The sequence below is a fragment of the Candidatus Enterococcus testudinis genome (genome assembly GCF_002140915.1).
Classification (GTDB): domain Bacteria; phylum Bacillota; class Bacilli; order Lactobacillales; family Enterococcaceae; genus Enterococcus_D; species Enterococcus_D testudinis.
This window is the reverse complement of record NZ_NGKU01000001.1, coordinates 2,968,023-2,990,831: the sequence shown is the minus strand read 5'-3', so window position 1 is coordinate 2,990,831 and position 22,809 is coordinate 2,968,023. Positions and strand designations below refer to the sequence as shown.

The 22,809-nt window shown below is 43.6% G+C and carries 23 protein-coding genes and 1 pseudogene; 14 read left to right on the top strand and 10 right to left on the bottom strand.

Annotated elements, in window-relative coordinates; all coding sequences use genetic code 11:
* Nucleotide 1: 1 nt before the first annotated feature.
* Nucleotides 2–1,060: a zinc-binding dehydrogenase gene (locus tag A5886_RS14555; protein ID WP_086275797.1), complete on the bottom strand. Its 1,059-nt coding sequence runs from the start codon at nucleotides 1,058–1,060 to the stop codon at nucleotides 2–4.
* A gap of 171 nt (nucleotides 1,061–1,231) precedes the next feature.
* Between A5886_RS14555 and A5886_RS14550 the strand changes: the two genes are divergently transcribed.
* Nucleotides 1,232–1,642 (top strand): MerR family transcriptional regulator, encoded by a 411-nt coding sequence (locus A5886_RS14550; protein WP_086275796.1) that lies wholly within the window; start codon nucleotides 1,232–1,234, stop codon nucleotides 1,640–1,642.
* 70 nt (nucleotides 1,643–1,712) lie between these two features.
* On the opposite strand, the gene A5886_RS14545 is transcribed toward A5886_RS14550, so the two are convergent.
* From A5886_RS14545 to A5886_RS14535, 4 genes are all read right to left on the bottom strand, one after another.
* Nucleotides 1,713–2,297 carry an acyltransferase gene (locus A5886_RS14545; RefSeq protein ID WP_086275795.1) on the bottom strand — a complete coding sequence of 195 codons (585 nt, stop codon included), beginning with the start codon at nucleotides 2,295–2,297 and terminating at the stop codon, nucleotides 1,713–1,715.
* A gap of 137 nt (nucleotides 2,298–2,434) precedes the next feature.
* On the bottom strand, nucleotides 2,435–3,238 hold the full coding sequence (locus A5886_RS14540; RefSeq protein WP_086275794.1) for a Cof-type HAD-IIB family hydrolase: 804 nt from the start codon (nucleotides 3,236–3,238) through the stop codon (nucleotides 2,435–2,437).
* A 45-nt stretch (nucleotides 3,239–3,283) separates the two neighbouring features.
* The gene (locus A5886_RS15950) at nucleotides 3,284–3,460 is read right to left on the bottom strand and encodes a hypothetical protein (RefSeq protein WP_373404594.1); all 177 of its coding nucleotides are present in this window, start codon (nucleotides 3,458–3,460) and stop codon (nucleotides 3,284–3,286) included.
* A 17-nt stretch (nucleotides 3,461–3,477) separates the two neighbouring features.
* Nucleotides 3,478–3,915, bottom strand: coding sequence for a DapH/DapD/GlmU-related protein (locus tag A5886_RS14535; protein WP_179190051.1), 438 nt, complete (start codon nucleotides 3,913–3,915; stop codon nucleotides 3,478–3,480).
* Between the two features lie 176 nt (nucleotides 3,916–4,091).
* Here A5886_RS14535 and A5886_RS14530 point away from each other — a divergent pair, with 176 nt between their 5' ends.
* Together A5886_RS14530 and A5886_RS15945 are read left to right on the top strand one after the other, a co-directional pair.
* A complete protein-coding gene (locus tag A5886_RS14530; RefSeq protein ID WP_086275793.1) occupies nucleotides 4,092–5,093 on the top strand; it encodes an ROK family protein in 1,002 nt (333 codons plus the stop codon).
* 178 nt (nucleotides 5,094–5,271) lie between these two features.
* The gene (locus A5886_RS15945; RefSeq protein WP_179190050.1) at nucleotides 5,272–5,421 is read left to right on the top strand and encodes a hypothetical protein; all 150 of its coding nucleotides are present in this window, start codon (nucleotides 5,272–5,274) and stop codon (nucleotides 5,419–5,421) included.
* A gap of 92 nt (nucleotides 5,422–5,513) precedes the next feature.
* Here the strand turns inward: A5886_RS15945 and A5886_RS14525 are convergent, their stop codons facing one another.
* Entirely contained in the window at nucleotides 5,514–6,944 is a 1,431-nt protein-coding gene (locus A5886_RS14525) for a peptidoglycan DD-metalloendopeptidase family protein (RefSeq protein ID WP_086275792.1), read from the bottom strand.
* Between the two features lie 184 nt (nucleotides 6,945–7,128).
* Here A5886_RS14525 and A5886_RS14520 point away from each other — a divergent pair, with 184 nt between their 5' ends.
* Nucleotides 7,129–7,596 carry a GNAT family N-acetyltransferase gene (locus tag A5886_RS14520; protein ID WP_086275791.1) on the top strand — a complete coding sequence of 156 codons (468 nt, stop codon included), beginning with the start codon at nucleotides 7,129–7,131 and terminating at the stop codon, nucleotides 7,594–7,596.
* 219 nt (nucleotides 7,597–7,815) lie between these two features.
* Here the strand turns inward: A5886_RS14520 and A5886_RS14515 are convergent, their stop codons facing one another.
* Nucleotides 7,816–8,919 (bottom strand): iron-containing alcohol dehydrogenase family protein, encoded by a 1,104-nt coding sequence (locus A5886_RS14515; protein WP_086275790.1) that lies wholly within the window; start codon nucleotides 8,917–8,919, stop codon nucleotides 7,816–7,818.
* A 1-nt stretch (nucleotide 8,920) separates the two neighbouring features.
* A complete protein-coding gene (locus A5886_RS14510; RefSeq protein ID WP_256926236.1) occupies nucleotides 8,921–9,856 on the bottom strand; it encodes a bile acid:sodium symporter family protein in 936 nt (311 codons plus the stop codon).
* Nucleotides 9,857–10,536: 680 nt separating this feature from the next.
* On the opposite strand from A5886_RS14510, the pseudogene A5886_RS15940 reads away from it, so the two are divergent.
* The 6 genes and pseudogenes from A5886_RS15940 to A5886_RS14475 all read left to right on the top strand — a co-directional run bounded on the left by A5886_RS15940 (nucleotide 10,537) and on the right by A5886_RS14475 (nucleotide 17,783).
* A pseudogene (locus A5886_RS15940) lies at nucleotides 10,537–13,190 on the top strand (HAD-IC family P-type ATPase).
* Nucleotides 13,191–13,395: 205 nt separating this feature from the next.
* Nucleotides 13,396–13,914, top strand: a complete 519-nt coding sequence (locus tag A5886_RS14495) for a VOC family protein (protein ID WP_086275788.1) — start codon at nucleotides 13,396–13,398, stop codon at nucleotides 13,912–13,914.
* 282 nt (nucleotides 13,915–14,196) lie between these two features.
* On the top strand, nucleotides 14,197–15,270 hold the full coding sequence (locus tag A5886_RS14490; protein ID WP_086275787.1) for a FecCD family ABC transporter permease: 1,074 nt from the start codon (nucleotides 14,197–14,199) through the stop codon (nucleotides 15,268–15,270).
* Nucleotides 15,271–15,275: 5 nt separating this feature from the next.
* Nucleotides 15,276–16,058: an ABC transporter ATP-binding protein gene (locus A5886_RS14485; RefSeq protein WP_086275786.1), complete on the top strand. Its 783-nt coding sequence runs from the start codon at nucleotides 15,276–15,278 to the stop codon at nucleotides 16,056–16,058.
* A complete protein-coding gene (locus tag A5886_RS14480; RefSeq protein WP_086275785.1) occupies nucleotides 16,051–17,064 on the top strand; it encodes an ABC transporter substrate-binding protein in 1,014 nt (337 codons plus the stop codon). Before A5886_RS14485 ends, A5886_RS14480 begins: the two co-directional genes overlap by 8 nt.
* 128 nt (nucleotides 17,065–17,192) lie before the next feature.
* On the top strand, nucleotides 17,193–17,783 hold the full coding sequence (locus A5886_RS14475; RefSeq protein WP_086275784.1) for a DUF3885 domain-containing protein: 591 nt from the start codon (nucleotides 17,193–17,195) through the stop codon (nucleotides 17,781–17,783).
* A 5-nt stretch (nucleotides 17,784–17,788) separates the two neighbouring features.
* On the opposite strand, the gene A5886_RS14470 is transcribed toward A5886_RS14475, so the two are convergent.
* Nucleotides 17,789–18,820, bottom strand: coding sequence for an SDR family oxidoreductase (locus tag A5886_RS14470; RefSeq protein ID WP_086275783.1), 1,032 nt, complete (start codon nucleotides 18,818–18,820; stop codon nucleotides 17,789–17,791).
* A 124-nt stretch (nucleotides 18,821–18,944) separates the two neighbouring features.
* On the opposite strand from A5886_RS14470, the gene A5886_RS14465 reads away from it, so the two are divergent.
* Both A5886_RS14465 and A5886_RS14460 read left to right on the top strand, forming a co-directional pair.
* Nucleotides 18,945–19,364: a MerR family transcriptional regulator gene (locus tag A5886_RS14465; protein WP_086275782.1), complete on the top strand. Its 420-nt coding sequence runs from the start codon at nucleotides 18,945–18,947 to the stop codon at nucleotides 19,362–19,364.
* A gap of 140 nt (nucleotides 19,365–19,504) precedes the next feature.
* Entirely contained in the window at nucleotides 19,505–20,044 is a 540-nt protein-coding gene (locus A5886_RS14460) for a hypothetical protein (protein ID WP_086275781.1), read from the top strand.
* Between the two features lie 58 nt (nucleotides 20,045–20,102).
* Here A5886_RS14460 and A5886_RS14455 read toward each other — a convergent pair whose 3' ends face one another.
* The gene (locus A5886_RS14455) at nucleotides 20,103–20,831 is read right to left on the bottom strand and encodes a DUF554 domain-containing protein (RefSeq protein WP_086276080.1); all 729 of its coding nucleotides are present in this window, start codon (nucleotides 20,829–20,831) and stop codon (nucleotides 20,103–20,105) included.
* Between the two features lie 334 nt (nucleotides 20,832–21,165).
* Here A5886_RS14455 and A5886_RS14450 point away from each other — a divergent pair, with 334 nt between their 5' ends.
* Nucleotides 21,166–22,131 (top strand): tRNA dihydrouridine synthase, encoded by a 966-nt coding sequence (locus A5886_RS14450; protein ID WP_086275780.1) that lies wholly within the window; start codon nucleotides 21,166–21,168, stop codon nucleotides 22,129–22,131.
* A gap of 225 nt (nucleotides 22,132–22,356) precedes the next feature.
* Nucleotides 22,357–22,800, top strand: coding sequence for a MarR family winged helix-turn-helix transcriptional regulator (locus A5886_RS14445; RefSeq protein WP_086275779.1), 444 nt, complete (start codon nucleotides 22,357–22,359; stop codon nucleotides 22,798–22,800).
* The last annotated feature ends 9 nt before the right edge of the window (nucleotides 22,801–22,809 follow it).

Here is a 22,809-nt window from a genome sequence, read left to right as displayed (position 1 = left end):
TTCAGTCGGTCATCTTTTTCGAAACAACCACCATCGATTTGATCGTGCGACGATTTTGCATATCTGCATAGGCTTGGTTGATTTGTGCCAATAGATACGTTTGGGTGAAAACACGGCCAGGATCAATGGTCCCATCCAAGACTGCTTTCAGTAAGACTTCTTTGTCATAGGTGGTCACAGAAGCAGAACCACCGGCAATCGAGATATTTTGGGCAAATGTCGAGCCAATGGGCCGATTGTTGTAGTGAGGGACACCGACATAGCCAATACGGCCACCATTGTGCAAGACCCCAAGCGCTTGCTCGATAGCCGCTTCGGTACCAACACATTCTAATGCCGCATCAGCGCCACCACCTAAGACTTCTCGTACTTCAGCAATCCCGGCTTCACCGCGCGCTGCAACGACTGCTGTTGCACCAGATTGGCGGGCCATTTCTTGACGGTCTGGGTGTCGACTCATTAAGACGATTTGTGAAGCCCCAAGCATTTTTGCGGCGATCACAGCGCATTGACCAACGGCCCCATCGCCAATAACGACCACTTTATCGCCTCTTTGAACATGGGCACAACGGGCAGCATGATAACCTGTTGGCATCACATCTGCCAAAGTCAGCAGTGATTTGATCATGCCTTCCGTGTAATCCGATGGTTGACCAGGGACTTTGACCAGCGCCCAGTTGCCATAATGGAAACGGACGTACTCTGATTGAAAGCCATGGGACCAGTTGGTCGCACCTTGGTGGCGATCACAAGTCCCATCGAATCCTGCACGACAGGCATCACATTCCCCACAACCATGGGTGAAAGGAACGATCACGAAGTCACCGGGTTTAACGGTGGTAATAGCTGTACCAATTTCTTCCACAATCCCTAATGCCTCATGGCCATCGTTGACAGAGTGGGGTTCTTTGTTGTCACCATGGGCATAAGACCAGAGGTCAGAACCGCAGACACAGGCCCGCACGATTTTGATGATGACATCATCGGTTGCTTGCAACTGTGGTCTGTCTACTTCTTGGACAGAAACAAGCCCGGCTTTTTCAAAAATAGCTGATTTCATATACATCCTTCTTTCTTCTTCAACATACAGCTAGTGTAAATCTTGAAGTGTACTTTAAGGCAAGGGAAAGACGTCAAAAAGGTGCAAAAATGTTTCTGGTTGACTTAAAGTATACTTTAGGGGTTAAACTAAGGTTGAAGCAATGCAAAAATCACAAAGAGGGTGGCTTATATGGCAGATACGATTGGCGCAGTCGCCAAAAAATTCAATCTCAATCCGTCTACATTGCGGTACTATGACGCAGAAGGGTTGATTCCAGCAATCAAGAAAAACGAGCAAGGCAACCGCATATTTGATGAAGAAGCGGTGTCTACCTTATTCACGATCGAATGTTTGAAAAAATCAGGGATGTCGATCAAAGAAATCAAAACATTCATGTCCTGGTGTCAAATTGGAGATGACTCACTCAATCAGCGCCTCGCCATGTTCAAAGAACGCAGAGCATGCCTAGAAGCGCAAATCAGCGAATTGACCGCGACATTGGATTATATCGACTACAAAATTTCCTATTATACACAAGCAGTCGAAGATGAAACAGAAACCCATGTGAAAGGGACTTTCCGATTCAAGCAAGAGGCATAAGCCATAGGATAAAACAAGCAACCAAAAACAGGTGGCGCAGCATTTTTTGCTGGCCACCTGTTTTTTTGGATCAATGAGTGGCGGGTTCATCCTCGATCGTTTTGATCAGTTTTGCTGGTACGCCGCCTACGATCGTCTTGGGCGCCACGTCTTTTTGGACGACTGCGCCGGCTGCAATAATCGCATGGTCACCAATCGTGACACCAGGCAATATGGTTGCTTGCGCGCCAATCCATACATTCTTGCCAATGGTGATAGGCGCTGGGTAGAGATCCTTTCTGGTTTTTGCTGAAAGCCCGTGATTCAATGTGGCCAGCACCACGTTATGTCCAATCAGCGTGTCATCGCCGATAGTGATTCCACCTTGGTCTTGGAAGTGGCACCCAGCGTTGATAAAGACACCTTTACCAAGGGTAATATTTTTGCCGCAGTCTGTATAAAAGGGTGGAAATAAACCAAAATCAGTATCGACTTCTTTGCCAATCAATAGAGCGAAGCGTTGCCGCAATTCTGCCTGTGTATGATACTTGTTATTGATCTCCGTCGTATGTTTGCGGGCTTCGTCACTTAGCTTAGCCATCATCTGGTGATAGTCCGAACCTGCCTTTACGACTTGTCCGCTATTTAAATAATCTGTGAATGTCTTGTTATCCATGTGTCCATCTCCTTTATGTGTCTGTCATAGCTGTGTGCTTTATTCTAGGTTACAGCTTCAACTCAACTTGAAGTCAACTGCAAAGGAGCAATCAACAAAAAAAGCTTGCCATCGTCTAGAGGCAAGCTTGGGGAAGCTTAAGCAAATGTGGTGAGTAACTTTTCGATGGTGCGTAGGACGCCATTTTCGTCATTTGATTTTGTGACAAAATCAGCGCGCGCTTTGACTTCGTCAAAAGCGTTGGCCATCGCAAAGCTGATGCCTGCTTGTGCAAATAATTCCAGATCATTGAAGCCATCGCCAAAGGCAATCGTTTCGGCTTTGGTGACGTGCAGTCTTTTTTGCAATTCATTGACAGTTGTTCCTTTATGCACATTATGGTTTGAAATATCGATCCAAGCAGCTTCCGAGGCTACGATGTAAGCGCGATCACTGAATGACTGCATTGATTTGACACTTTCAAAGCAGCGTAGTTTCGGATCGAAGACAGTGATCTTGACAAAATCTTCTTGGATGTCGGCAAGATCGGCCATTTTTTGAACAACAGCGTAAGAACCGCGCACTTTTTGGGCTTCTTCTTCAGGAATTGTTTCTTTGATAAAGGCCGCTGTCGGTGTGCAGGCAATAATCACATGATCTGAGGCGATCGAATCTAAAGTCTGGATGATTTCTCGACCAACTGTGTTTGGCAACAATGATTCATAGACATATTGGCCTTGATGTTTGATGCGTGTAGCACTATCTCCTAAAATCCAAATGTCTTTTGACGCTTCAAGCCCAAATAATTCTTCGACGCGTTCACATTGCTTGCCCGTGCAAGCCGCAAAAATAATGTCTTTGTCGTGCATCAATGCTTGGATCCGTTGGTATTCTTGCTGATCAAAATCACTCTTGCTTGTCAAAAAAGTGCCGTCTAAGTCAGTAATAATTAGTTTTATCATGGTACGTTCTCCTTTTGTTGGCGTGCCCTTTGGCGAAACGTCATCTTATGGTTGTTGGTTTACTTGTTGGACTGTTTGTAGTTCACTCGCATTGATTGGCCGATTGTTTCGATAATAGTGGTAGTCATGTTCGTTGATGGATCGCAATACACGGCACGGGTTGCCTACCGCAACGGTATTGTCTGGGATGTCTTTGGTCACGACACTGCCAGAGCCGATCACACAGTTTTCACCGATCGTTACCCCTGGATTTTGATCACAACGCCGGCACCAATCCAGCAATTGTCTTTGATCGTGACCGTTTCCGCATACATAAAGGTGCGGTAGTCGGGGTGAACAGGATGCCCAACAGTGGCGATCGTGACATTGGCTCCGAACATGACCCGGTCGCCAATCAAAATCTGCCCATCATCAATGAAATTGCACTGATAATTGACATAGCAATCTGTTCCAAAGTGAATATTGCTTCCATAGGTGAATAGGAAAGGGGTTTCAATCCAAGCGTTACAAGAAGCGCCAAAAATATCTTTTTTCAGCGCCTCTTTTTCGGTGAGCTGGTCTGGCGATAAAGCATTCAATCTATGACGCTGCACCCGCGCGCGCTGTCGTTCAATATCTAGCCCTTGGCAGTGATCAAGAAATAACTGACCAGAGGCGATTCGTTTTTTCATATCCATAGCTTGCCTTTCTGATTTTAGTTAAAGTTTTTAATTAAGTATATTAACTAAGTGGAAAGATGTCAAGAAAAAATGTGATAAAAAGCATGAGCTAGCTGTGCAGATTTACTTTTTCCGACAGATAGGGTATGATCAATGAGAGTTAATTAATAGATTTAATTAAGGACGTGTTTTTTATGTCGCAAAACAAAAATTTGATTCGTGAAAAAAATATGCGTGCCATCAAACAAATGATGCGTGAAAAGGGGACCGCCTACAAGGCAGAAATCGCTGCTGAAACGGGGCTAAGTGTGGTGACTGTGAATGCGCTAGTGGCCCAGCTGGTAGAAGCGAAGGTCTTGATCGAAGGGGATTTGATGCCCCAGACAGTCGGTCGTCCAGCCATCGCCTATCATTTCAATGAGGAGCAGCAGTACTTCTTATTGCTAAGTATTCAAGAGAAGCTGACCCCGAACTACCGTCAATTGATGATTCATGGTCAAATCGTGAACTTGACCGGGGACATCAAATATACCCAAACAACTGAATTTTCAGAAGTGACAATGCCCTTCTTTTTGGCATGTGTCCAGCCATTTCTATCTGCTGGTTTTGAGATCGCCAAAATCGGCGTGTCGATCCCTGGTAAAATCTACCAAGGGGTGATTCTGTCCAGTTGGGAAAATTTATTGAATCAATGGCATTTACAAGACGCGTTGTCTGCATTTGCTTCTGTACCAGTAGTTATCCAAAATGATGCCCATTTGGTCACGATTGGCTATACAGTTCGAGAAAAACGCAGCAAAGAAGAAACGATCGTCGGTATTTTCTATCCCGAAAATAGTATGCCTGGTATCACGATCTATGCCAAAGGGACATTGATCGAAGGCAATATGAACTTAGCCGGCGAGGCAAAATTTTTGCCTCATTTGATGGAAGAGATCTTTCCTTTGACAAACGAGAAGTTGATTGGGAATTTAGTTGAGATTTTTACGATTTATAATGCAGTCATTGCACCAAATACCTTTGTGATCTCGGCTGATTCTGTCACTGAGACCGCCATTCGAAACAAGATTGCGCAATCCACGCTATTGGCCATGCAAGTCAACCAGCCTCAATTTTTATTCGTGGACCAATTTACAGCATGCTTGTATACGGGTTTGCTTTGGTTGGTGCTGAAAGACAGTGATTATGCACTATAGACGGATCATCCTTGCCCGCACAGTTAGATAATCATACAGTAAAGAAAGGGAATCGATAATGAATACGATCATTGTAAGCTTGGCGATCTTACCTGTGGTCTTGCAACTGCTGATGCTGCTGTTTCTTATGCAATCTCGACAGCCACGGACACGGGGGATCAAGATACTGTTTTGAGCAATGTCCATTTTGAATGGCGTAACTGCTATGTTCGTTGCCTTTTTGCTTGGTTATTTGGCGGATGAGAGGCTGATTGCTTCTTCATCGTATATGCTGATCCCAGTGCTTGCGACAGGATTGGCAGCCATCGCGACGCTGCTCAAGGTATAAAGGCAACTGTGGCATCAGCAGGCAGAAATGAAAAAAATGCTAGACCAGGCTGGTTGTCCAGCGCTGGCTAGCATTTTTTAGTTGCCTGTGGTCTATTTGTTCAACACAGTCATTGGGTCGATCAATTGATCTTGCGCCAACGTTGGGGACAAACTTACTTCAAAGTGCAAGTGTGGGCCAGTACTATTGCCTGTGCTGCCCATTGACGCAATCACTTCTCCTTGTGCGACTTTTTGGCCGACTTTTACAAGGTTTTGATTGTTATGCGCATACAAAGTGGTTAGGCCATTGTCGTGAAGGATCGTGACATATTTTCCCCATGAATAGTGGCTTTCCGCACGAATCACAGTGCCTGATTGACTAGCGTAAATAGGTGTGCCCATTGGCGCAGCAAAATCGACACCCCGGTGGAAACCACCGCCTCGTGGACCAAATGAAGAGGAGATTTGCGGATCTTTGACCGGATAGATCAAGGCTTCGCTGCCTTCTGGCAATTCTTGGTCATAGCTGGTCAATGCATAGGCTTCGATCAAGGCATTTAACTTTTGGTCATATTGACTGTCTGTTGCATACCGACCAGTTAAATAAGCCGTTGCTTCTTTATAATCTTCGGTCTCTGATTTCCATGCGCCTTTATAAAATTCTTCGTTATGATCCAAACCATTCTTCAATAAATCAGCATAATCTTGCAAAGATTCGGCATATTCATTGTAGTGTCTGAAGGTTGCAGTGATGGTAAAATAATTGCCTGATGCATCTTCCTCTTGGGTGCGGAAATTGACACCCTGGCCTTCAAATGTCCCTTTGATGCCGAACAAATTGAAATAAGGCGCTTGACTCAATTGACTTTGTCCATTAGCAGATTCCAAAATGGCTTGTGCGATCATCACTGACGCATATAAGTCTTCTTCCAGACCAATTTCGCGGGCATCTTCACCAATTTCTTGGATAAAAGCCCAAGTTTCTTTGGTTGGCGTCACTTGGATCGATGAGGCGTCGGTGACTGTAGTGGTGCCATTGTTGTTTGTTGCTGATCCTGAAGGGGTGTTGCCGCTAGGTGTGGTGGTTTCAGGTTGTGCTGGTGTCTTCTCAGGGACACTTGGCGTACTGGTGTCTGGTGTTTCTTCAACAGGTGTTTCAGGCTTCACCGGTGTTTCGGGTTTTGTTTCAGGTACTGTAGGCTCCTCAGGTGTTGGTTTTGCAGGTGTCTCAGGTGTTGTCGGTGTTTCAGGCTCTTCCGGCGTTTCTGGTGTTTCTGGTGTTTCAGGTGTTTGAGGCGTTTCCGGCTCCTCAGGTGTTTCAGGTACTACTGGTGTTTCTGGCGTAGGGACGCTCTCTTCGGGTGTCGTCTCCACCGGTCCAGCTTCCGTTACTTCAGGGACCGCTTCGGTTGCAGGTGTTTCTATCGTACCGCTTTCCTCAGCTGCGTTGTCGCTAGCGACTACAGCGGCTGAAACGGGTAAACTCGTTAATAATTGGCTGCATACCAACGCAATGGCGAGCCATTTTCTTGTATGTTTCAAAATATAAAACCTCCTTTATATCATAGTGTACCAAGGGGGGAGCAGACATGTGTAGTCAAATTTTTCATGCCGGTGTGAAAAATTTAACAAGACTAAGCATTTTGCAACAGTTTCCTGTAGATTTTGGTAAAATAATAAAATGATGAGAGCCTATACCATCATTTTATAAGAAAGGGTGACTTTTTTGAAACTAAAAGGGTATCGTTCTACCTACCATGAAGATGTAAGACACTATGTGCAAACAGAAGAACTACTGCGATACACAGGCACACCGCAAGACAATATCGCTATTTCTGCAACCACCCCGACGCATCACTCTATCTTAGTATACGAAAAAAATCAGCTTGTGTGTTTTTTTGCTTTGGATGAGGGAGCGTTAAAAACGCAATACACCTCAGAACCGTCGGCGTTCGTACTTCGCAGTTTTTCAACAGATGCACGCTACTTGCGTAGAGGTTATGGCAAGCAGGCATTAATGTTGTTGCCTGATTTTGTGCGCAATCAGTTTCCTGACATCAAAGAAATCGTTTTAGGAGTCAATCAGAACAACTTGCCCGCACAAGCTTTGTATGAGAAAGTCGGGTTTGTCGCGAACGGGCGAATACTCCAGGGGCCTAAAGGACCGCAAAATATATTGATGTTGTCCATTTGACAGCTATCCTGAAGAACAAAGACGTGTCTGGACAAGAAATTCTCTTGCGGACACGTCTTTTTGATTGTTTAGGCAAAGAAGTAGGAAGGGTCTAGTCCTAGATGGATACAGATTGTTTGCCAATCTTTGGCTTTCGGGATAGCGTTGATCAATACATAGGGATTGGTCGCGATTTGCTAAAAAGAAAGATGTATCCTAAAATCAACTTTTATATGAAAGTCAGATTGTTTTCACTAATGAATCAACTTGAGTTTGCCCCACATGATACGCCTCAACCGCCAAGATCGCTTCCTTGAACATCTCCCGTGTGATCTCATATGGCACATGGACGATGTCGTTGGTGGTCATCGCTTTGTCCAAAATCGCATCCAGATCGTCGGCAGCATTCAGCTGCATATCCGCCAAACAAACTGGCAATCGATTTTCTTTCATAAAACGATAGATTCGTTCAAACAGGGCTTCTTGCTGATCCAATTTCAAGAGGGCTAAGACGCCATAGCTGACGGAAGCACCATGAAGGTAGTCTTCCATTTTTTCTAAGACGGTTGTGCCATAATAGAAAGAATGGGCCATTGCGGAGTTGTAGTCATTGATCACCAAGACGGAGACCAAGCCAGTGGTCACGATGATGTCCAAAACAACTTGTTCAATCGAATAAGACGGGATATTGGCGGCGCTATCGGTCAACGCTTGGGTACCATACGTCAATAAGCGTTCGGTACACATTTTGCCGATTTGGATCCCCAGTCCGTCCGTGTAATCTAGCTGGTCGCCTCTAGCAGAAAAGCTGGATTCGATTTCTTTGGATAAGGCATCGCCAATCCCTGCCCACAAATATTTGTCAGGGGCTTCCGCTATGATTGCGATATCGATGAAGGCATGGGTTGGTGGTTTGGTTGGGAAGAATAAGCCTTGCATTTCGCCATTTTCTTGATACATCACACAAACAGCAGTGACGGGTGAACAGTTGGAGCCAATCGTCGGAAAGGTAAAAATGGGCTTGCCTAATTTTTCAGCAGTGACTTTGACGGTGTCGCAGACCCGGCCGCCACCAACTGCAAATAAGACATCCGCATTTTGGACACTGGGTTCTTGCAAGAGTGTCTCAACGTTTTCATAGGTGGAGTTGCCACCATACCAAAGGGTATCGGTGACAGTCACTTCTTTCGTTAGGGCAGCTTTGATCTTGGTTTCGGCTTTTTCGAGGGCGGTTTTGCCCCCGATCATCACGGCTTTGGTGCCATAGGATTTGACGATATCATTGATGGCGCTGTAGGCATCGGCACCGATGGTATAATTTGGCAAAAAGATACTTTGACTCATATTATTTTCCTTCTTTCTTTGATACGAGATTGGCTAAGATGGGTCCTGTGATTTGATGGATGACCATTCCGACGGCAGCTGGCGTCACCGCAGCTGCGATGGTCGCGAAATGCGCATTCGCTAAGGAAATCGCGAGGCCGGTATTTTTCATCCCTAATTGAAACATGATTGATTTGGCTTGTTTGGCACTGACACCGAGCATTCTGCTGAGTCCGTATCCGGCACCGTAGCCAATTAGGTTGTGGATCAAGACCAATACGATGACAATGACACCGGATTGAACGATCACGGCACCGTTTTTAGCGACGGTTCCTGCCACGATCAACAGGATACTGACGGAGGAGATCAAGACGAATGTTTGCAGCCATTGATCGATATACTTATGGATCACACGGTGGACGATTACCCCTAAGATGATTGGGACTAAGACCATTTGCAAAACAGACAACAGCATATCGACAAACGAAATCTCAGTATATTTTCCTGCTAAGATGTAGGTCAAAAAAGGTGTGACGATCGTGGCCAAAAGGGTGGAGACGGTTGTCATGGATACGGTCAGCGCCACATCGCCTTTCCCGATAAAGGTCATGACGTTGCTGGCGGTACCGCCGGATACCGAGCCAAGTAAGACAAAGCCGATGATCAATCCGGAGGAGAGGCCGAATACTTGAGCGAGTCCATAGGCGACCAATGGGCTGATCGTAAATTGAAAAAGAACGCCAATAATAAAGGCTTTTGGCTGGATAACAACCATTTTAAAAGCATCAAGATTCAAGGTCATGCCCATGCAAAACATAATGATGCTTAACAGATTCGTGATTCGAGGTGGAATCCACAAAAAAGGTTGCGGCATGAAGTAGGCGAGTATCATGAGAAGAATCATAATATAGATCAAATATTTATTTACAAAGGCAGCGATCATATTGACAGTTTTCATCGTAGGTTTCTTCCTTCCGCATCCTGTTGTAGCAGGATCATCTATAGAGTCAACGTTTATCAAATCTGCCATACATGACAGTTGATAAACGGAATATAAGGGCAAATTGAGGTATAAAAAAACATTCCATCAAAGAAGCGAAATCTTCTTTTAGATGCAATGTGAATAGGGACTTTTTGAATGTATAATCAAAAAAGTCCCGTTTATAATAATAAAATAATGACTTGATTCGGCATTCGTTTCGACATCTATATCACGCTCCTTTTTTGTCAGAAAATTCATAATATTAACAATAATTTCTTTTCAGTCTACAAAAGCCAATAAGAAATGTCAACAGCTTTGCGAGAAATATTGTCATTTTTTCTGAAATATGCAAGAAAACATAATCTTTGTTCTGTAGTGGTTCATCAGATAAGCGAGTAGGAATCTGTTCTTTGATGGGTGAAAAAAGCGGATTCTTGACAGTCAAAAAAGACTGCGCTATCATAGAGGCTAACTTTTAAATCTGGATGTGGTAAATAAATGTCTAGTGACTCGAGTGATGGTGAGCAGAAAATGTATTTTGCGTTGCCTTAATTCCTAATTGAATAGCGAATGATCCAGCACGTTTATTTATCATGTGATAAATAAAGGGGCTTTTTTGTGCTATTGATTTTCGCAGATAGAAAGGGAAGAGAAAAATGAGTAAACAAGCATTTCAACAAACAGTAGCGGAAACCCGCGAGACCTATCATGTGCAACAACTTGATGATGGACTGACAGATAGGCAGGTGACCGAAGGACTGGCTCGGTATGGATTGAACCAGTTGGCGGTCGAAAAAACCTCGAAATGGCGCTTATTGCTGCGTCAGTTCAACAACATGATTATTTATATATTGATGTTTTCTTGTGTATTGACTTTACTGATGGGTGATCGCTCAGATGCATTGATCATTGGTATCGTTGTGATCGTGAATGCCTTGATCGGATACTATCAAGAAGCCAATGCTCAGATGCATTGGAACGAATCAAAGAATTGCTGTCGGCAGAAGCGACTGTCTATCGTGATGGCGTCCGTCAAGATATTCCTGCTGAAGACGTTGTACCGGGAGATGTCGTCTTCCTGGAAGCCGGCGATAATGTGCCTGCTGACATACGTATCTTTGAAGCAGATAACTTACGGCTCCAAGAATCCGCGCTAACTGGAGAGCCAGATTTAGTTGAAAAAAATACACTGCCTATCGATGATCCAGCGACACCTTTAGCCGAACGAACCAACTTGGCATTTGCCTCAACATCAGTGACTTCCGGCAGTGGGAAGGGGATCGTGATTGCCACTGGGGAACAAAGTGAGATTGGCCAGATCTCATCGGAAGTCAATCTTGCAGAAGAACGCAAAACCCCATTGATGAAAGAGATCGATGGCTTAGGCAAAGGGATTACCTATGTGATCATGGCTGTCGCGATAGGGTTGTTTATCATCAGCCTATTCCAGCAAACATATGCTTTATCCGTACTATCGTTAGCGGTGGTCACGATGATCGTGGGATCGATCCCTGAAGGATTGCCAGCGACGACTTCTGTTGTGCTAGCAATGGGTGTCTGTGATATGGCAAAGAACAAACATACCATCATCAAAACATTGCCTGCAGTTGAAACACTAGGCTCTGTCGATGTGATCGCCACAGACAAAACCGGTACTTTGACCAAGAATGAGATGACCGTCAAAGACGTGATCCTTGCAACGCAGCAATACCATGTCACCGGAGATGGGTATGCACCAGAATGAAAGCTTGTGCCAGTGACACAAGAAAGTGCTGAGGATACCCAACAATTGGCATTGTTCTTGGCTGCCGGGTATGAAGCCAATGATACTGTTTTGGTCAATGAGTCCTTACGTTGGCAAATCAACGGAGAACCTACGGATGGTTCATTCTTGACCCTGTATCATAAGCAGTATCCATATCCAGAAGCACCTGTGTATAAAGAATTGTCTATGCTGCCTTTTGATTCGGACAATCGCTATATGGCAAAACTCGTGGAAGACCAAGCCCAACAGCGCCTGCTCTTCCTTAAAGGAGCCCCTGACAAAGTGTTTGCGATGGCGAAGACAGCGGACCCAGCCTTTGATGAAGCGTACTGGACTGCCCATGTTCGTCGCTTATCCGAGCAAGGAAAACGGGTTGTAGCTGTGGGCTATCGGCAAGAAACAGCAGCTGAGATCACCGATCAGACGTTTGAACAAGGAATCCAACTGCTTGGCCTTGCCGGTATTATCGATCCTCCTCGTGATGAAGTGATTGCTTCTTTGAAAGAAATGAATCAAGCGGGTGTCCAAGTAAAAATGATTACTGGCGATCATCCCTTAACAGCCAAAGCGATTGGCGAGACATTAGGCTTAGCACCAGAGATCAAGACAGTCACTGGTGCCGAACTAGACGGGATGACAGAAGCTGAATTTCAAGACGCAGCTGTCGATAACCAAGTGTTTGCCCGAACAACACCGAAAAATAAGCTTGATATTATCAAAGCACTGCAAGCCAAAGGCAAAGTGACTGCGATGACTGGAGATGGTGTCAACGATGCGCCTGCCTTGAAACGAGCAGATATTGGTGTTGCAATGGGAATCAGCGGTACCGATGTGGCGAAAGATGCGGCGGATATGATTTTAACCGATGACCATTTCGGTACGATGTCCGATGCTATCCGGGAAGGGCGCCGCATCTATGACAATATTAAAAAAAGTATCCTCTTTTTATTGCCGACGTCATTTGCTGAAGGGTTGATCATCGCTTTTACGATCTTGATGCAGCAAGAGATGCCTTTACAGGCCACGCAATTGTTGTGGATCAATATGGTATCAGCGATCACGATCCAGTTCGCGTTTATCTTTGAGCCAGCTGAAGCAGGAATCATGAAACGGCAACCGCGTAAAACAGGAAACAAGTTGTTAACGAAACACGATTGTTGGCAAATGGGGTATGTATCGGTCTTGATGGCACTCATCAGTCTGATCGCCCATGATTGGCTCTTGGCACAAGGTGTCAGCGAAACAGTGGCCAGTACGATGATGGTCAATATCGTTGTCTTGAGTAAGATTTTCTATTTATTCAATATTCGTACCAATGCTCCAGCATTTTCTAAAGCGTCCTTAACCAATCCAAAGGCCTTTTTGATTATTGGTATCATGTTGGTCTTACAATTGTTGTTGACCTATGTGCCATTCATGCAACGGGCCTTTCATACCGCCAATATGGATCTTACGGGGTGGCTGATTGCTATTGCATCAGGAATCATTGTTCTATTGGTGACAGAATTAGACAAATGGCTGCGACATCGGCGAACTGCTGATTAAAGAAACAACTGACTTGATCTATCTTATGTGATCGTGGATCAAAACAGACCCAAGAATAAACAAACCCTGCTTCAATAAAGGGTTTGTTTATTTGTTTAAAGTAAATAAAATGTATTTTTACGCGATGTTTTATGTTTGACAGATACATTCCTTCTTGTGCACTATGAAAAGGAACGATTGAAAAAAGTGAGAATGGGGGAGGATCATGAACAATAATATGCACGGCATCGATCATATTGGTTTGACTGTACCGAATTTAGATGAAGCCACACAGTTTTTTTCAGAGGCTTTGGATGCAACTGTTATTTATGATACGTACAAAAAAACAGAGCTGATCAAGGATGCTGCATTTACCAAAAAACGCTTAGGTATTCCAAACGATATGGCAGAACGGGCCATTCGTATGATTGGTTTGCCGAATGGCCCGCAAATCGAATTATTCGAATTTGTTGGACCGAATCAAGCCGGACCAGTCGCCCCTTCTGATTATGGCTGGCAGCATGTCGCATTCAAGGTGGATGATATCCAAGAAGCAGTAGCGAAAGTTGAGGCTGCCGGTGGAAAAAGAAATGCGGATCCCACTGATTTAGGCGGGATCGAAGCTGGTGCGGGCAACCAATTCTGTTATTGTCGAACACCGTGGGGCTCAACAATCGAATTGATTGCCTATCCGACACCGCAACCCTATTTGGCGCAGGCAGAGCGAAGAAAATGGGATGTCTAAGTAAAGAAACGATCCAATATAAAGCAGCATATAAAAAAGGCACAGTCTGGTATGTGCCTTTTTTTGCGGTCAAAGATAGGGACTATCTTGGTAAATAAGAGGTAAATGAAATATTTATTAGTGAATTTTCAGAAAATTATTTACATTTGTGAGGCTTTTACTTATAATAAACTCAATCATTGAGAGTGATTCTCATTTGCAATTATTAGATTCTCATATGCGTTTGCACAATCATACACAGAACATTGTCTATCGTTGTTGGGTATCAAAGGGGATAAATACATGTCGGTCGGAATAATCAAAACAAATCGGTGGTTCGTGTCCACCACAATTTTTGCGCTACTGATAGTGGCTATCTTACTATCTGTAGGAATTGCCTTGGCCAATGGTCAAGCAGATATATCAATAGGTGAAGTGTACCAAATTTTATTTTACAAATTAAGCAACGGCCTTTATGGCAGTATAGCTGGATTATCAGAAGCCAACGCCAATATTGTTTGGTTTGTGCGGGCACCACGGGTGTTGTTATCGATTTTCGTTGGAATGGGTCTGGCGATCAGTGGGGCTGTGATGCAAGCAGTCGTCCAAAATCCCTTGGCAGATCCATATATTTTAGGTATTTCATCTGGTGCCTCACTAGGTGCAACCTTCGCGATTTTGGTTGGATTTGGCGGTTCAGCACTGGTTCTGCAATTGGGTCTTTCTTTCGGTGCATTTGTTGGGGCGGGTCTGGCGACTATTTTGGTCCTGGTCCTTTCCAGTATCGGCGGGAGAATGACTTCTACCAAGCTCGTTCTTTCAGGCACAATCGTCAGTGCATTATGCAGCTCAGTGTCGAATTTGATTGTCTACTTAGCCAGCAATGCCGAAGGAATGAAAACGGTGGCTTTTTGGTCAATGGGTAGTTTGGCTTCGGCCTCTTGGAACAAGTTGACGTTTATTGTGTTGATCGTCTCGATCGTTACGGTCTTTTTCTTATCGCAATACCGGATTTTGAATACGTTATTATTGGGAGATGAAGTCGCGTCGACTTTAGGGGTCAAACTGACGTTTTATCGACGCCTTTATATGATTTTGGCTGCATTGTTGACCAGTATCATTGTGGCTAATTCCGGGATGATTGGTTTTGTGGGATTGATTATCCCTCATATCGTCCGTGGCGTCAGCGGCTCAGACCATCGTTTATTGATGCCGATGACGGCGTTGACCGGCGCCCTTTTCTTGATCTGGGCGGATGTGATCGCTCGTGCCACATTGCATGGTGTAGAATTACCGATCGGGATCATCACGGCCATTATCGGTGCACCGATTTTTATTTATATTATTGTCAAACGACAATATAACTTTGGAGGTTAAAGTGGATGAAATTAACAGTCGATGCACTCAATCTCACAATCGGTGATCAGCAGATTTTAAAGGATATCTCGGTGCAAACACAAGAAGGACAATTTGTCGGTTTAATAGGCTCGAATGGCAGCGGCAAATCCACCTTATTGAAAGCTATATACAAAACATTGAAACCTGACAGTGGGGAGATCCACCTTGGGGACATGAATATTTTAAAAAGTACTGAAAAAAAAGTGGCGCAGCAAGTAAGTGTTGTCAGCCAGTTCAATGAATTAAGTTTTGATCTCACAGTGGAACAGATGGTTCTTTTGGGTCGGACGCCCCACAAATCACTATTGGAGCAAGATACCCAGGCGGATTTCGATCTGGTCGAGCAAGCCCTCGAAAAAACAGGGTTAATCCGCTACAAAAAGCGCAGTTATCTATCCTTGTCTGGTGGCGAAAAACAACGGGTCGTTTTAGCACGAGCTATCACGCAAGAGCCGAGATTCATGATTCTTGACGAACCCACCAATCACTTAGATATCAGATATCAACTGGATATTTTAGAAACAGTCAAAGCGTTGAATATCGGCATATTGGCTGCTTTGCATAATTTGGAACAGGCGGCCAATTATTGCGATATCATCTATGCGTTAAAAGATGGGCAAGTGATTGGTTGCGGTACACCAGAAACGTTATTGACCGAAAGTCTGATCGAAGGAATCTATGGGGTAAAGTGCAGTATTTATCATCATCCAATCACTGGCGGATTAGGGTTTCATTATTATTTTGAAAAGGAGCAAGAAGATGAATAAATGGGGAAAAATGATTGGCTTAGGATTGGTTTTGGTAACATTGAGTGCATGCAGCAGTGGGGACAGCGAGACAACGGCTGCTTCTTCAAGTGCTGTTGAGAGTACCTATCCACTAACAATCAGCAACTATGCAAAAGCTGAAGGCGGTTCAGAGTGGTCGGCAAAAGACCAAACCTTTACAGAAGCACCAAAAAAAGTGCTGGCAAATTCGCAGCCAGCAGCAGAATTATTGTTGCATTTGGGATTGAAAGATCGAATCGCTGGTGTCGGTGCGACATTTGGCGCGGCGGATGAATCAGTTGCCGCAGAGTATGCTGAATTGAATAACTTAGGTAGCGATTATATCAGCAAAGAGACTGCCTTGAGTGTCGATCCTGATATGATTTACGGTCGTGGTGGTTTATTTGACAATCAAGATTGGGGCGTTGGTACTGTAGACTCATTGAATGAAATGGGCATTCCAACCTATGTGCAAGAAACATCAGTCACGGGTGCGACTTTCGATTCTGTGTATAAAGATATTGAAAATCTAGGCAAAATCTTTGATGTGCCCGAAGCAGCTGCTGCGTTTGAACAAGAGTTAAAAGACAGGCAAGCAGTCTTGGAAGATAAGGTAGCAGATAAAGATGTCCAAACGTTTGCCCATTTGTTTATGTCTGATCCAAGTGAGGTCAGTGTGTATGCTGCGCAAGATGAATCTTTCTTTAATAGTAATTTCGAGATGATCAAGCTGGACAATGTCTTCAAAGATTATTCAGGTGAAGTCAGCGTTGAAACATTGATTGAAACTGATCCGGATATATTGATTGTAGGAGATTGGTCAACGATCGAAGGCAGTGTATCTGGCGATGAAATCATCAAAGGGCTGTATGAGAACGAAAAACTATCTAGTATGAAGGCAATCAAGAACAAACAAGTGTATGCATTGGATTATAACTACTTGTTCGGCTATGGCTATCAAGCATTGACTGGGTTAGAACAATTGGTGGATGAGATGGCCCAGTAAGAATAGAGAAGTTAGCGTAAAGAATGAGCAGTTTGGGCTTAAGCCCAAACTGTTTTTGTTTTCAACACATGCACCTGCCTATATGGTATCCTAAACTAAATAACTGACTATGTGAATGGAGGCTTAAGATGAATCAGATCATACGAGATATCTATCAGCAACATCACCATACGTATCCGTTAAAAGAAAATATTCGTTTTGAATTGGCCCATGGCAGAGAAACTGATTACGATCAGCAAATAGAAAACGGCAAAAAACGTGCCCATCGATTATTTGAAGAAGTCTTTCATGATAGCGAAAATATCCAAATGATTTTCTTCGATGCTGCCTGTTCAAAGAAAGGATTCTTTAGGAAGTTTCTACACCGCAATTATTTTACAATTATTGATCATTTCATGACAGATTCGTTCAAAGAATATTATACAGATGAAACATCGATCACGGTTGTGGAAACACCTTTAGTCAATGTAAGAAAAACCAAACTGATTGATGGAATCTGTTATGAAGACTTTAAGAAACCTGGCAAACTAAGGATAACCAATGCTGTGGTTTTCTACGAGACTAAGAAACATACACTTTTGACTATTTACGATGATCGTGGCTGCGACATTTGGTCGGATAATATCCAGCAACAACAAGCAATCTATCACAAGTTCAATGATTGGATTTTGGATTATGACCGAGGAACCATTGATCAGGTTTTCAAAGAACTGATATAACCATTTTATTGTGTTTCCTCAGATGCAATCAAGCTATCAACAGCCGCTAAAACCGCTGCTTGATTATCAGCTAATGGCTGCCAGCCCAAAACTTCTTTGGCCTTTTGATTGCTGACGCGACGATTCATCTTTAAGAAAAGGGCGCCTTCTTTTGCCTGCTGATTAAATAACGCGCCGAAACGAATGACCCATGTGGGGATTTGTTTGGTTGTTACACGTGAAACCAATTGTGGTCGTTGTTCTCGGATGATTGCAGCGATTTCTTTCATCGTGATTTCACCGTCGCAAGAAGCAATAAAGCGTTGTCCGGCAGCCGCTGGTGTAAACATAGCCAAAAGATGGATCGCTGCTACATCCCGGACATCGACAATATTCAATGGGATATTGGGGTATCGTTTGTCTTTGCCTGCCAACAATGTTTCTAACAACGTAAAGCTGCCTGATACATGTTGATTCAAAGATGGGCCAAAGATGGCGACTGGATTGACTGTTGCAAAAGTATATTCAGGGTGTTCGGCTGTCACAAAATCCCACGCAGCTTTTTCAGCCAGCAATTTTGACTTTTCATAAATCGATAGTCCGGATTCATCGGGATCAGTCCAGTTGGCTTCAGTGGTTGTGGTCTGTTTGTCTAGGTTGCTAAAACCAACTGCACCGAAGTTAGATGTCATAACGACTCGTTTAACAGGGCTGTTTTTGGCTGCCCGCAAGATGCGGATGATGCCTTCCGTTGCCGGACGGATCACTTCAGCTTCGTCTGTGACTTTTCCAAAAAATACTGGAGAGGCTACGCTGAAGACATAGCTGCAATCAGCCATTGCTTCATGCCAACCCGCATCTTTGGCTAAGTCCGCCTCTACGAATGACAAGCGATCCAATGGAGTGATGCCATTTTCTTTCATGGTACGCAAGATTTGATCTTGGCTCTTCATTGACCGTACCGTGGTTTTCACTTGATAGCCTTGTTGTAACAATTGATAAATGATATGAGAAGCCAAAAAACCTGTTCCGCCAGTGACTAAAACTGTATCTGTCATTATGATTTCCTCCTAAAAGCAAGCAAATGTTGCTTTGTCTATTTCTTTGATAGCCAAATCGTAAACCCTAGAGTATACTCTAGGGAAAGCGAAATGATCAAAAAAATATAAAAGAGGGAAAAAGATGACCTATTCAATCAAAGAAGTAGCCGAGATGTTTGACTTATCTGTTTATACCCTACGTTACTATGACAAACAAGGCTTGATGCCTTTTGTGGTCAAAAATTCTTCTGGTTACCGGACATTTACAGAATCAGATTTGTCATTGATTCTTACGATTTGTTGTTTGAAAAATACGGGGATGTCGATCAAAGATATTCGTACCTATATCGACTATTGCATGGCAGGCCCGCAAACGGCAGCCCAACGGCGAACATTAATGGAGAACCATCGCAAGAAAGTGGAAGAAGAATTGACGAAATTGCAGGAAAACTTAGTCGAGATCGATCATAAATTGGCGATATACACAGATCCTGATGCGGAACAAATTTTACAAAAGATGCGCGATTATACCGCAAAAGAGAAGGCTGTCCTTGGTTTTTGAGGGAGGGCCTTTGTTACCTATATGTTTTTCACGACCAATAGTCTTCCATATTTTTAAAATATTTTTTTACGATAATGATTGATAACTATCATTTGAAAACGTATACTGAAAAAAATAGGACATTCGTAAGGAGGACACATATGAAAAAGTGGCTTGGTTGGTTAGCCGGTGTGCTAGCTGTGGGATTGGTTATCTGTGGCGGCATTTGGTGGTTCTTTCCTGATGTAATGGGCAACAAAAGTACCTTATCAGAATACGTAGAGGCTACCGACGATACCCATACGACCTTTTTGGTCAAAGAAGAAGCAGGGGTCTTTCAGGTTACTTTGCGAAACCCAGATGAGGAAAATAAGCAATTATTGAGTAATGAAGAGCAAATAAATGACTACACAGAAGATTGGTTAGTGACATTTGGCATCGAAGGAACCAAAGAACAAGATATAAAGATTCAGACAGCGAAGGACGGCAATCTTTCTACAGGTAATACTTATGTAAGTGATTTGACGTATGCTGCGTATATCCCATACGCAACGCCTCAAGGCAATGAGGTAGGACTGTTTGTTGCGACAGATGATCGAACGGTGATCGAGGCAATCGAAAAAGAGCCGCAAACAGCAGACACCTATAAAGAAACAGCAGAGATTCGCTATGTTGGTATTGAAACGGAAGCAACTGAATAAAGCAAAAAAAGCTGTCCCGTTTAGGCGTCAGCTTTTTTGCTTGTAGAAGGATAAAGCTTTATAGCAAAGGTAAAATCCAATTGACCCACATCCAGCTAAAAGGCATAATCAAAATCATCGCCGGGATCATATCGGCAACAGGAAACATTTTGACTTTGATCATCCGGAAACCAGTCGCCAACATTAAGATGCCGCCGCAAGCTTTAAAGTCCAAAATCATATCCGGTGTTGTGAGTGGGAAGATGAATTTGGCCAATAAGAAGAGCATGAAAAAGATAATGAATTGAGGAATCGCAATCACTGAAACCACAAATCCTAGATTACAAGCAAAAATCGCTGCTGTAAAAAAATCTAAAATTGATTTAGCAATCAAGACAGAACTGTCACCCGTCATCCCCGAATCTAAGCTACCATAAATACCGGTTCCGCTGGCACAAAACAGAACGATCACTGTGATCAATGTGCTCATGAATTCGTCTTCCGTTAGACTGATACTTTCGTTAGGCACGATTTTGGCGATTGGTTTTTGCATCATTCTGGCACCTTTATTGATGAGATCTCCCAAATGGATCGCTAAACCAAAACCAGTTCCGATCACCATCGCGAAAATAACGGCTGGCATATACTTCATAGGGGCGATGGCAAAAATCCCCATGGCCATCGAACAAGCACCAAAGACCAAATTGATTTCTGTTTTAAATTTTTCTGGCAATTTTTCTCCTAAAAAACCGCCAAGTAGTCCACCGAGTAAGACAGACAACGCGTTGATAATGACTCCTGTAGGCATGAGACCCGCTCCTCCATTTAAAATCCCTACTATAATAAACTCACTAAACCCTAAAATAAATGCAATCAAGATCAACACAAAACTTTGAAACGGAAATCTCTTCATCCAACCATCCTCTTTTCTAACATATACCAATGGTAACTTTCTTACCAGAATGACCACGTCAATCTAGCGTTCACGTAGTATACCAAAATAGAGTTTTCATCGTCAAATATAGCGAATAACTATCTTCTGATGCGCCAAATTTTGCTTCTTTCGCTCATTCCTTGTATAATAACCTTGTTTTGCAAAGCGGATATAGATGATCCGAGGTCAAAGAAATGGAGCGTAGATCATGACAACAAATTTTTGGGCTGAATTACCTTCGCCTTTTTTCGTTTTGGCACCAATGGAAGATGTGACAGATGTTGTTTTTCGTCATGTGGTGCAAGCAGCCGGTGCGCCGGATGTGTTCTTCACCGAATTTACCAATTCAGATAGTTATTGTCATCCAGAAGGTCGGGATAGTGTCCGTGGCCGTCTGGTGTTTACCGAAGATGAACAGCCGATGGTGGCGCATATTTGGGGAGATAAACCCGCATTCTTCCGAGAAATGAGTATCGGACTGGCTGAAATGGGCTTTCAAGGAATCGATATCAATATGGGCTGTCCTGTTCCTAATGTCGCTGGTCGTGGGAAGGGCAGTGGCTTGATTCTACGTCCAGAAGTGGCCGCAGAATTGATCCAAGCAGCCAAAGCAGGCGGTCTGCCTGTCAGTGTCAAAACGCGATTAGGGTATACAGAGTTAGGTGAAATGGAGGCTTGGTTGACCCATGTTTTGCAACAAGATATTGCCAACTTGTCGATCCATATGCGCACGCGTAAAGAGATGAGTAAAGTAGATGCCCACTGGGAATTGATTCCAGAAGTGGTTGCTTTGAGAGATAAGATTGCACCGCAAACGAAGCTGACAATCAACGGGGATATTCCAGATCGTCAAACAGGCCTGGCTTTAGCTGAGAAGTATGGGGTAGACGGCTTGATGATTGGTCGGGGGATTTTTAAGAATCCTTATGCCTTTGAAAAAGAACCGAAAGAGCATACATCAGAAGAATTATTGGGCCTGCTGCATTTGCAATTGGATCTGCAAGACCATTATGCGCAAATGGTGCCACGTTCAATCGCTGGTTTGCACCGCTTTTTCAAAATCTATGTCAAAGGCTTTCCTGGAGCCAGCGAATTGCGTGGAAAACTGATGAATACCAAGTCAACCGATGAAGTGCGGCAATTGTTGGCTGATTTTGAATCGAATAAAGCTTAGTTGATCAAGTATTGAGTTGTGTCTGACTCAATGCTTTTTTTTGTTATGGATCAGTATGAGTAAAACCATGGGAGGGCCCTTGACAATAGATAGGTACCTCGGTAAAATAGAAAACGGACTTTTAAATAGGTACCTATCTAATTGCGTTTCATTGCAAGAACCGTTTACATAGCAAGTTTTATGAAGAATAGTGCAAGAACAGAATGAGAAGAGAGGAGGAACATGATGGCTTATTCAGAATTAGACATTGTCGAGCGCTTATTCGAAGTATACAAATTGAATCGACGCTACGCCGAAAAAAAATATGGCCATTTTATGCCTGGACGCGGACAGTTTAATTGTTTGATCGTGTTGGATGAAAAAGGCACGTTGACGCAAAAAGATTTGGCTGCGTATCTTGCAATCCGTTCAACCTCTACCGGCGAGTTGATCAAAAAATTAGCGGAAAAGGGCTTGATCAATAAAGAAGTCGATCCAACAGACAAGCGCAGTCATCTGATTTCGTTGACAGAAGCAGGCAAAGCAGAAGCCCAACTGATGAAAGACAAACGCAGCAAGGCCCATACTGAAATGCTGACTTATTTATCGGAAGAGGAGAAACAAGCTTTTGGTGAAGGCCTAGCCAAAATTGAACGTTTTTATTATGAGAAGGAGGCGCACATGGATTGAGCGACCTGA

Coding starts and splice junctions, on each gene's coding strand:
- A5886_RS14555 (WP_086275797.1), bottom strand. CDS start 1,060: ATGAAATCAGCTATTTTTGAAAAAGCCGGGCTTGTTTCTGTCCAAGAA.
- A5886_RS14550 (WP_086275796.1), top strand. CDS start 1,232: ATGGCAGATACGATTGGCGCAGTCGCCAAAAAATTCAATCTCAATCCG.
- A5886_RS14545 (WP_086275795.1), bottom strand. CDS start 2,297: ATGGATAACAAGACATTCACAGATTATTTAAATAGCGGACAAGTCGTA.
- A5886_RS14540 (WP_086275794.1), bottom strand. CDS start 3,238: ATGATAAAACTAATTATTACTGACTTAGACGGCACTTTTTTGACAAGC.
- A5886_RS14535 (WP_179190051.1), bottom strand. CDS start 3,915: ATGGATATGAAAAAACGAATCGCCTCTGGTCAGTTATTTCTTGATCAC.
- A5886_RS14530 (WP_086275793.1), top strand. CDS start 4,092: ATGTCGCAAAACAAAAATTTGATTCGTGAAAAAAATATGCGTGCCATC.
- A5886_RS15945 (WP_179190050.1), top strand. CDS start 5,272: ATGTCCATTTTGAATGGCGTAACTGCTATGTTCGTTGCCTTTTTGCTT.
- A5886_RS14515 (WP_086275790.1), bottom strand. CDS start 8,919: ATGAGTCAAAGTATCTTTTTGCCAAATTATACCATCGGTGCCGATGCC.
- A5886_RS14510 (WP_256926236.1), bottom strand. CDS start 9,856: ATGAAAACTGTCAATATGATCGCTGCCTTTGTAAATAAATATTTGATC.
- A5886_RS14495 (WP_086275788.1), top strand. CDS start 13,396: ATGAACAATAATATGCACGGCATCGATCATATTGGTTTGACTGTACCG.
- A5886_RS14490 (WP_086275787.1), top strand. CDS start 14,197: ATGTCGGTCGGAATAATCAAAACAAATCGGTGGTTCGTGTCCACCACA.
- A5886_RS14485 (WP_086275786.1), top strand. CDS start 15,276: ATGAAATTAACAGTCGATGCACTCAATCTCACAATCGGTGATCAGCAG.
- A5886_RS14480 (WP_086275785.1), top strand. CDS start 16,051: ATGAATAAATGGGGAAAAATGATTGGCTTAGGATTGGTTTTGGTAACA.
- A5886_RS14475 (WP_086275784.1), top strand. CDS start 17,193: ATGAATCAGATCATACGAGATATCTATCAGCAACATCACCATACGTAT.
- A5886_RS14470 (WP_086275783.1), bottom strand. CDS start 18,820: ATGACAGATACAGTTTTAGTCACTGGCGGAACAGGTTTTTTGGCTTCT.
- A5886_RS14465 (WP_086275782.1), top strand. CDS start 18,945: ATGACCTATTCAATCAAAGAAGTAGCCGAGATGTTTGACTTATCTGTT.
- A5886_RS14460 (WP_086275781.1), top strand. CDS start 19,505: ATGAAAAAGTGGCTTGGTTGGTTAGCCGGTGTGCTAGCTGTGGGATTG.
- A5886_RS14455 (WP_086276080.1), bottom strand. CDS start 20,831: ATGCCTACAGGAGTCATTATCAACGCGTTGTCTGTCTTACTCGGTGGA.
- A5886_RS14450 (WP_086275780.1), top strand. CDS start 21,166: ATGACAACAAATTTTTGGGCTGAATTACCTTCGCCTTTTTTCGTTTTG.
- A5886_RS14445 (WP_086275779.1), top strand. CDS start 22,357: ATGGCTTATTCAGAATTAGACATTGTCGAGCGCTTATTCGAAGTATAC.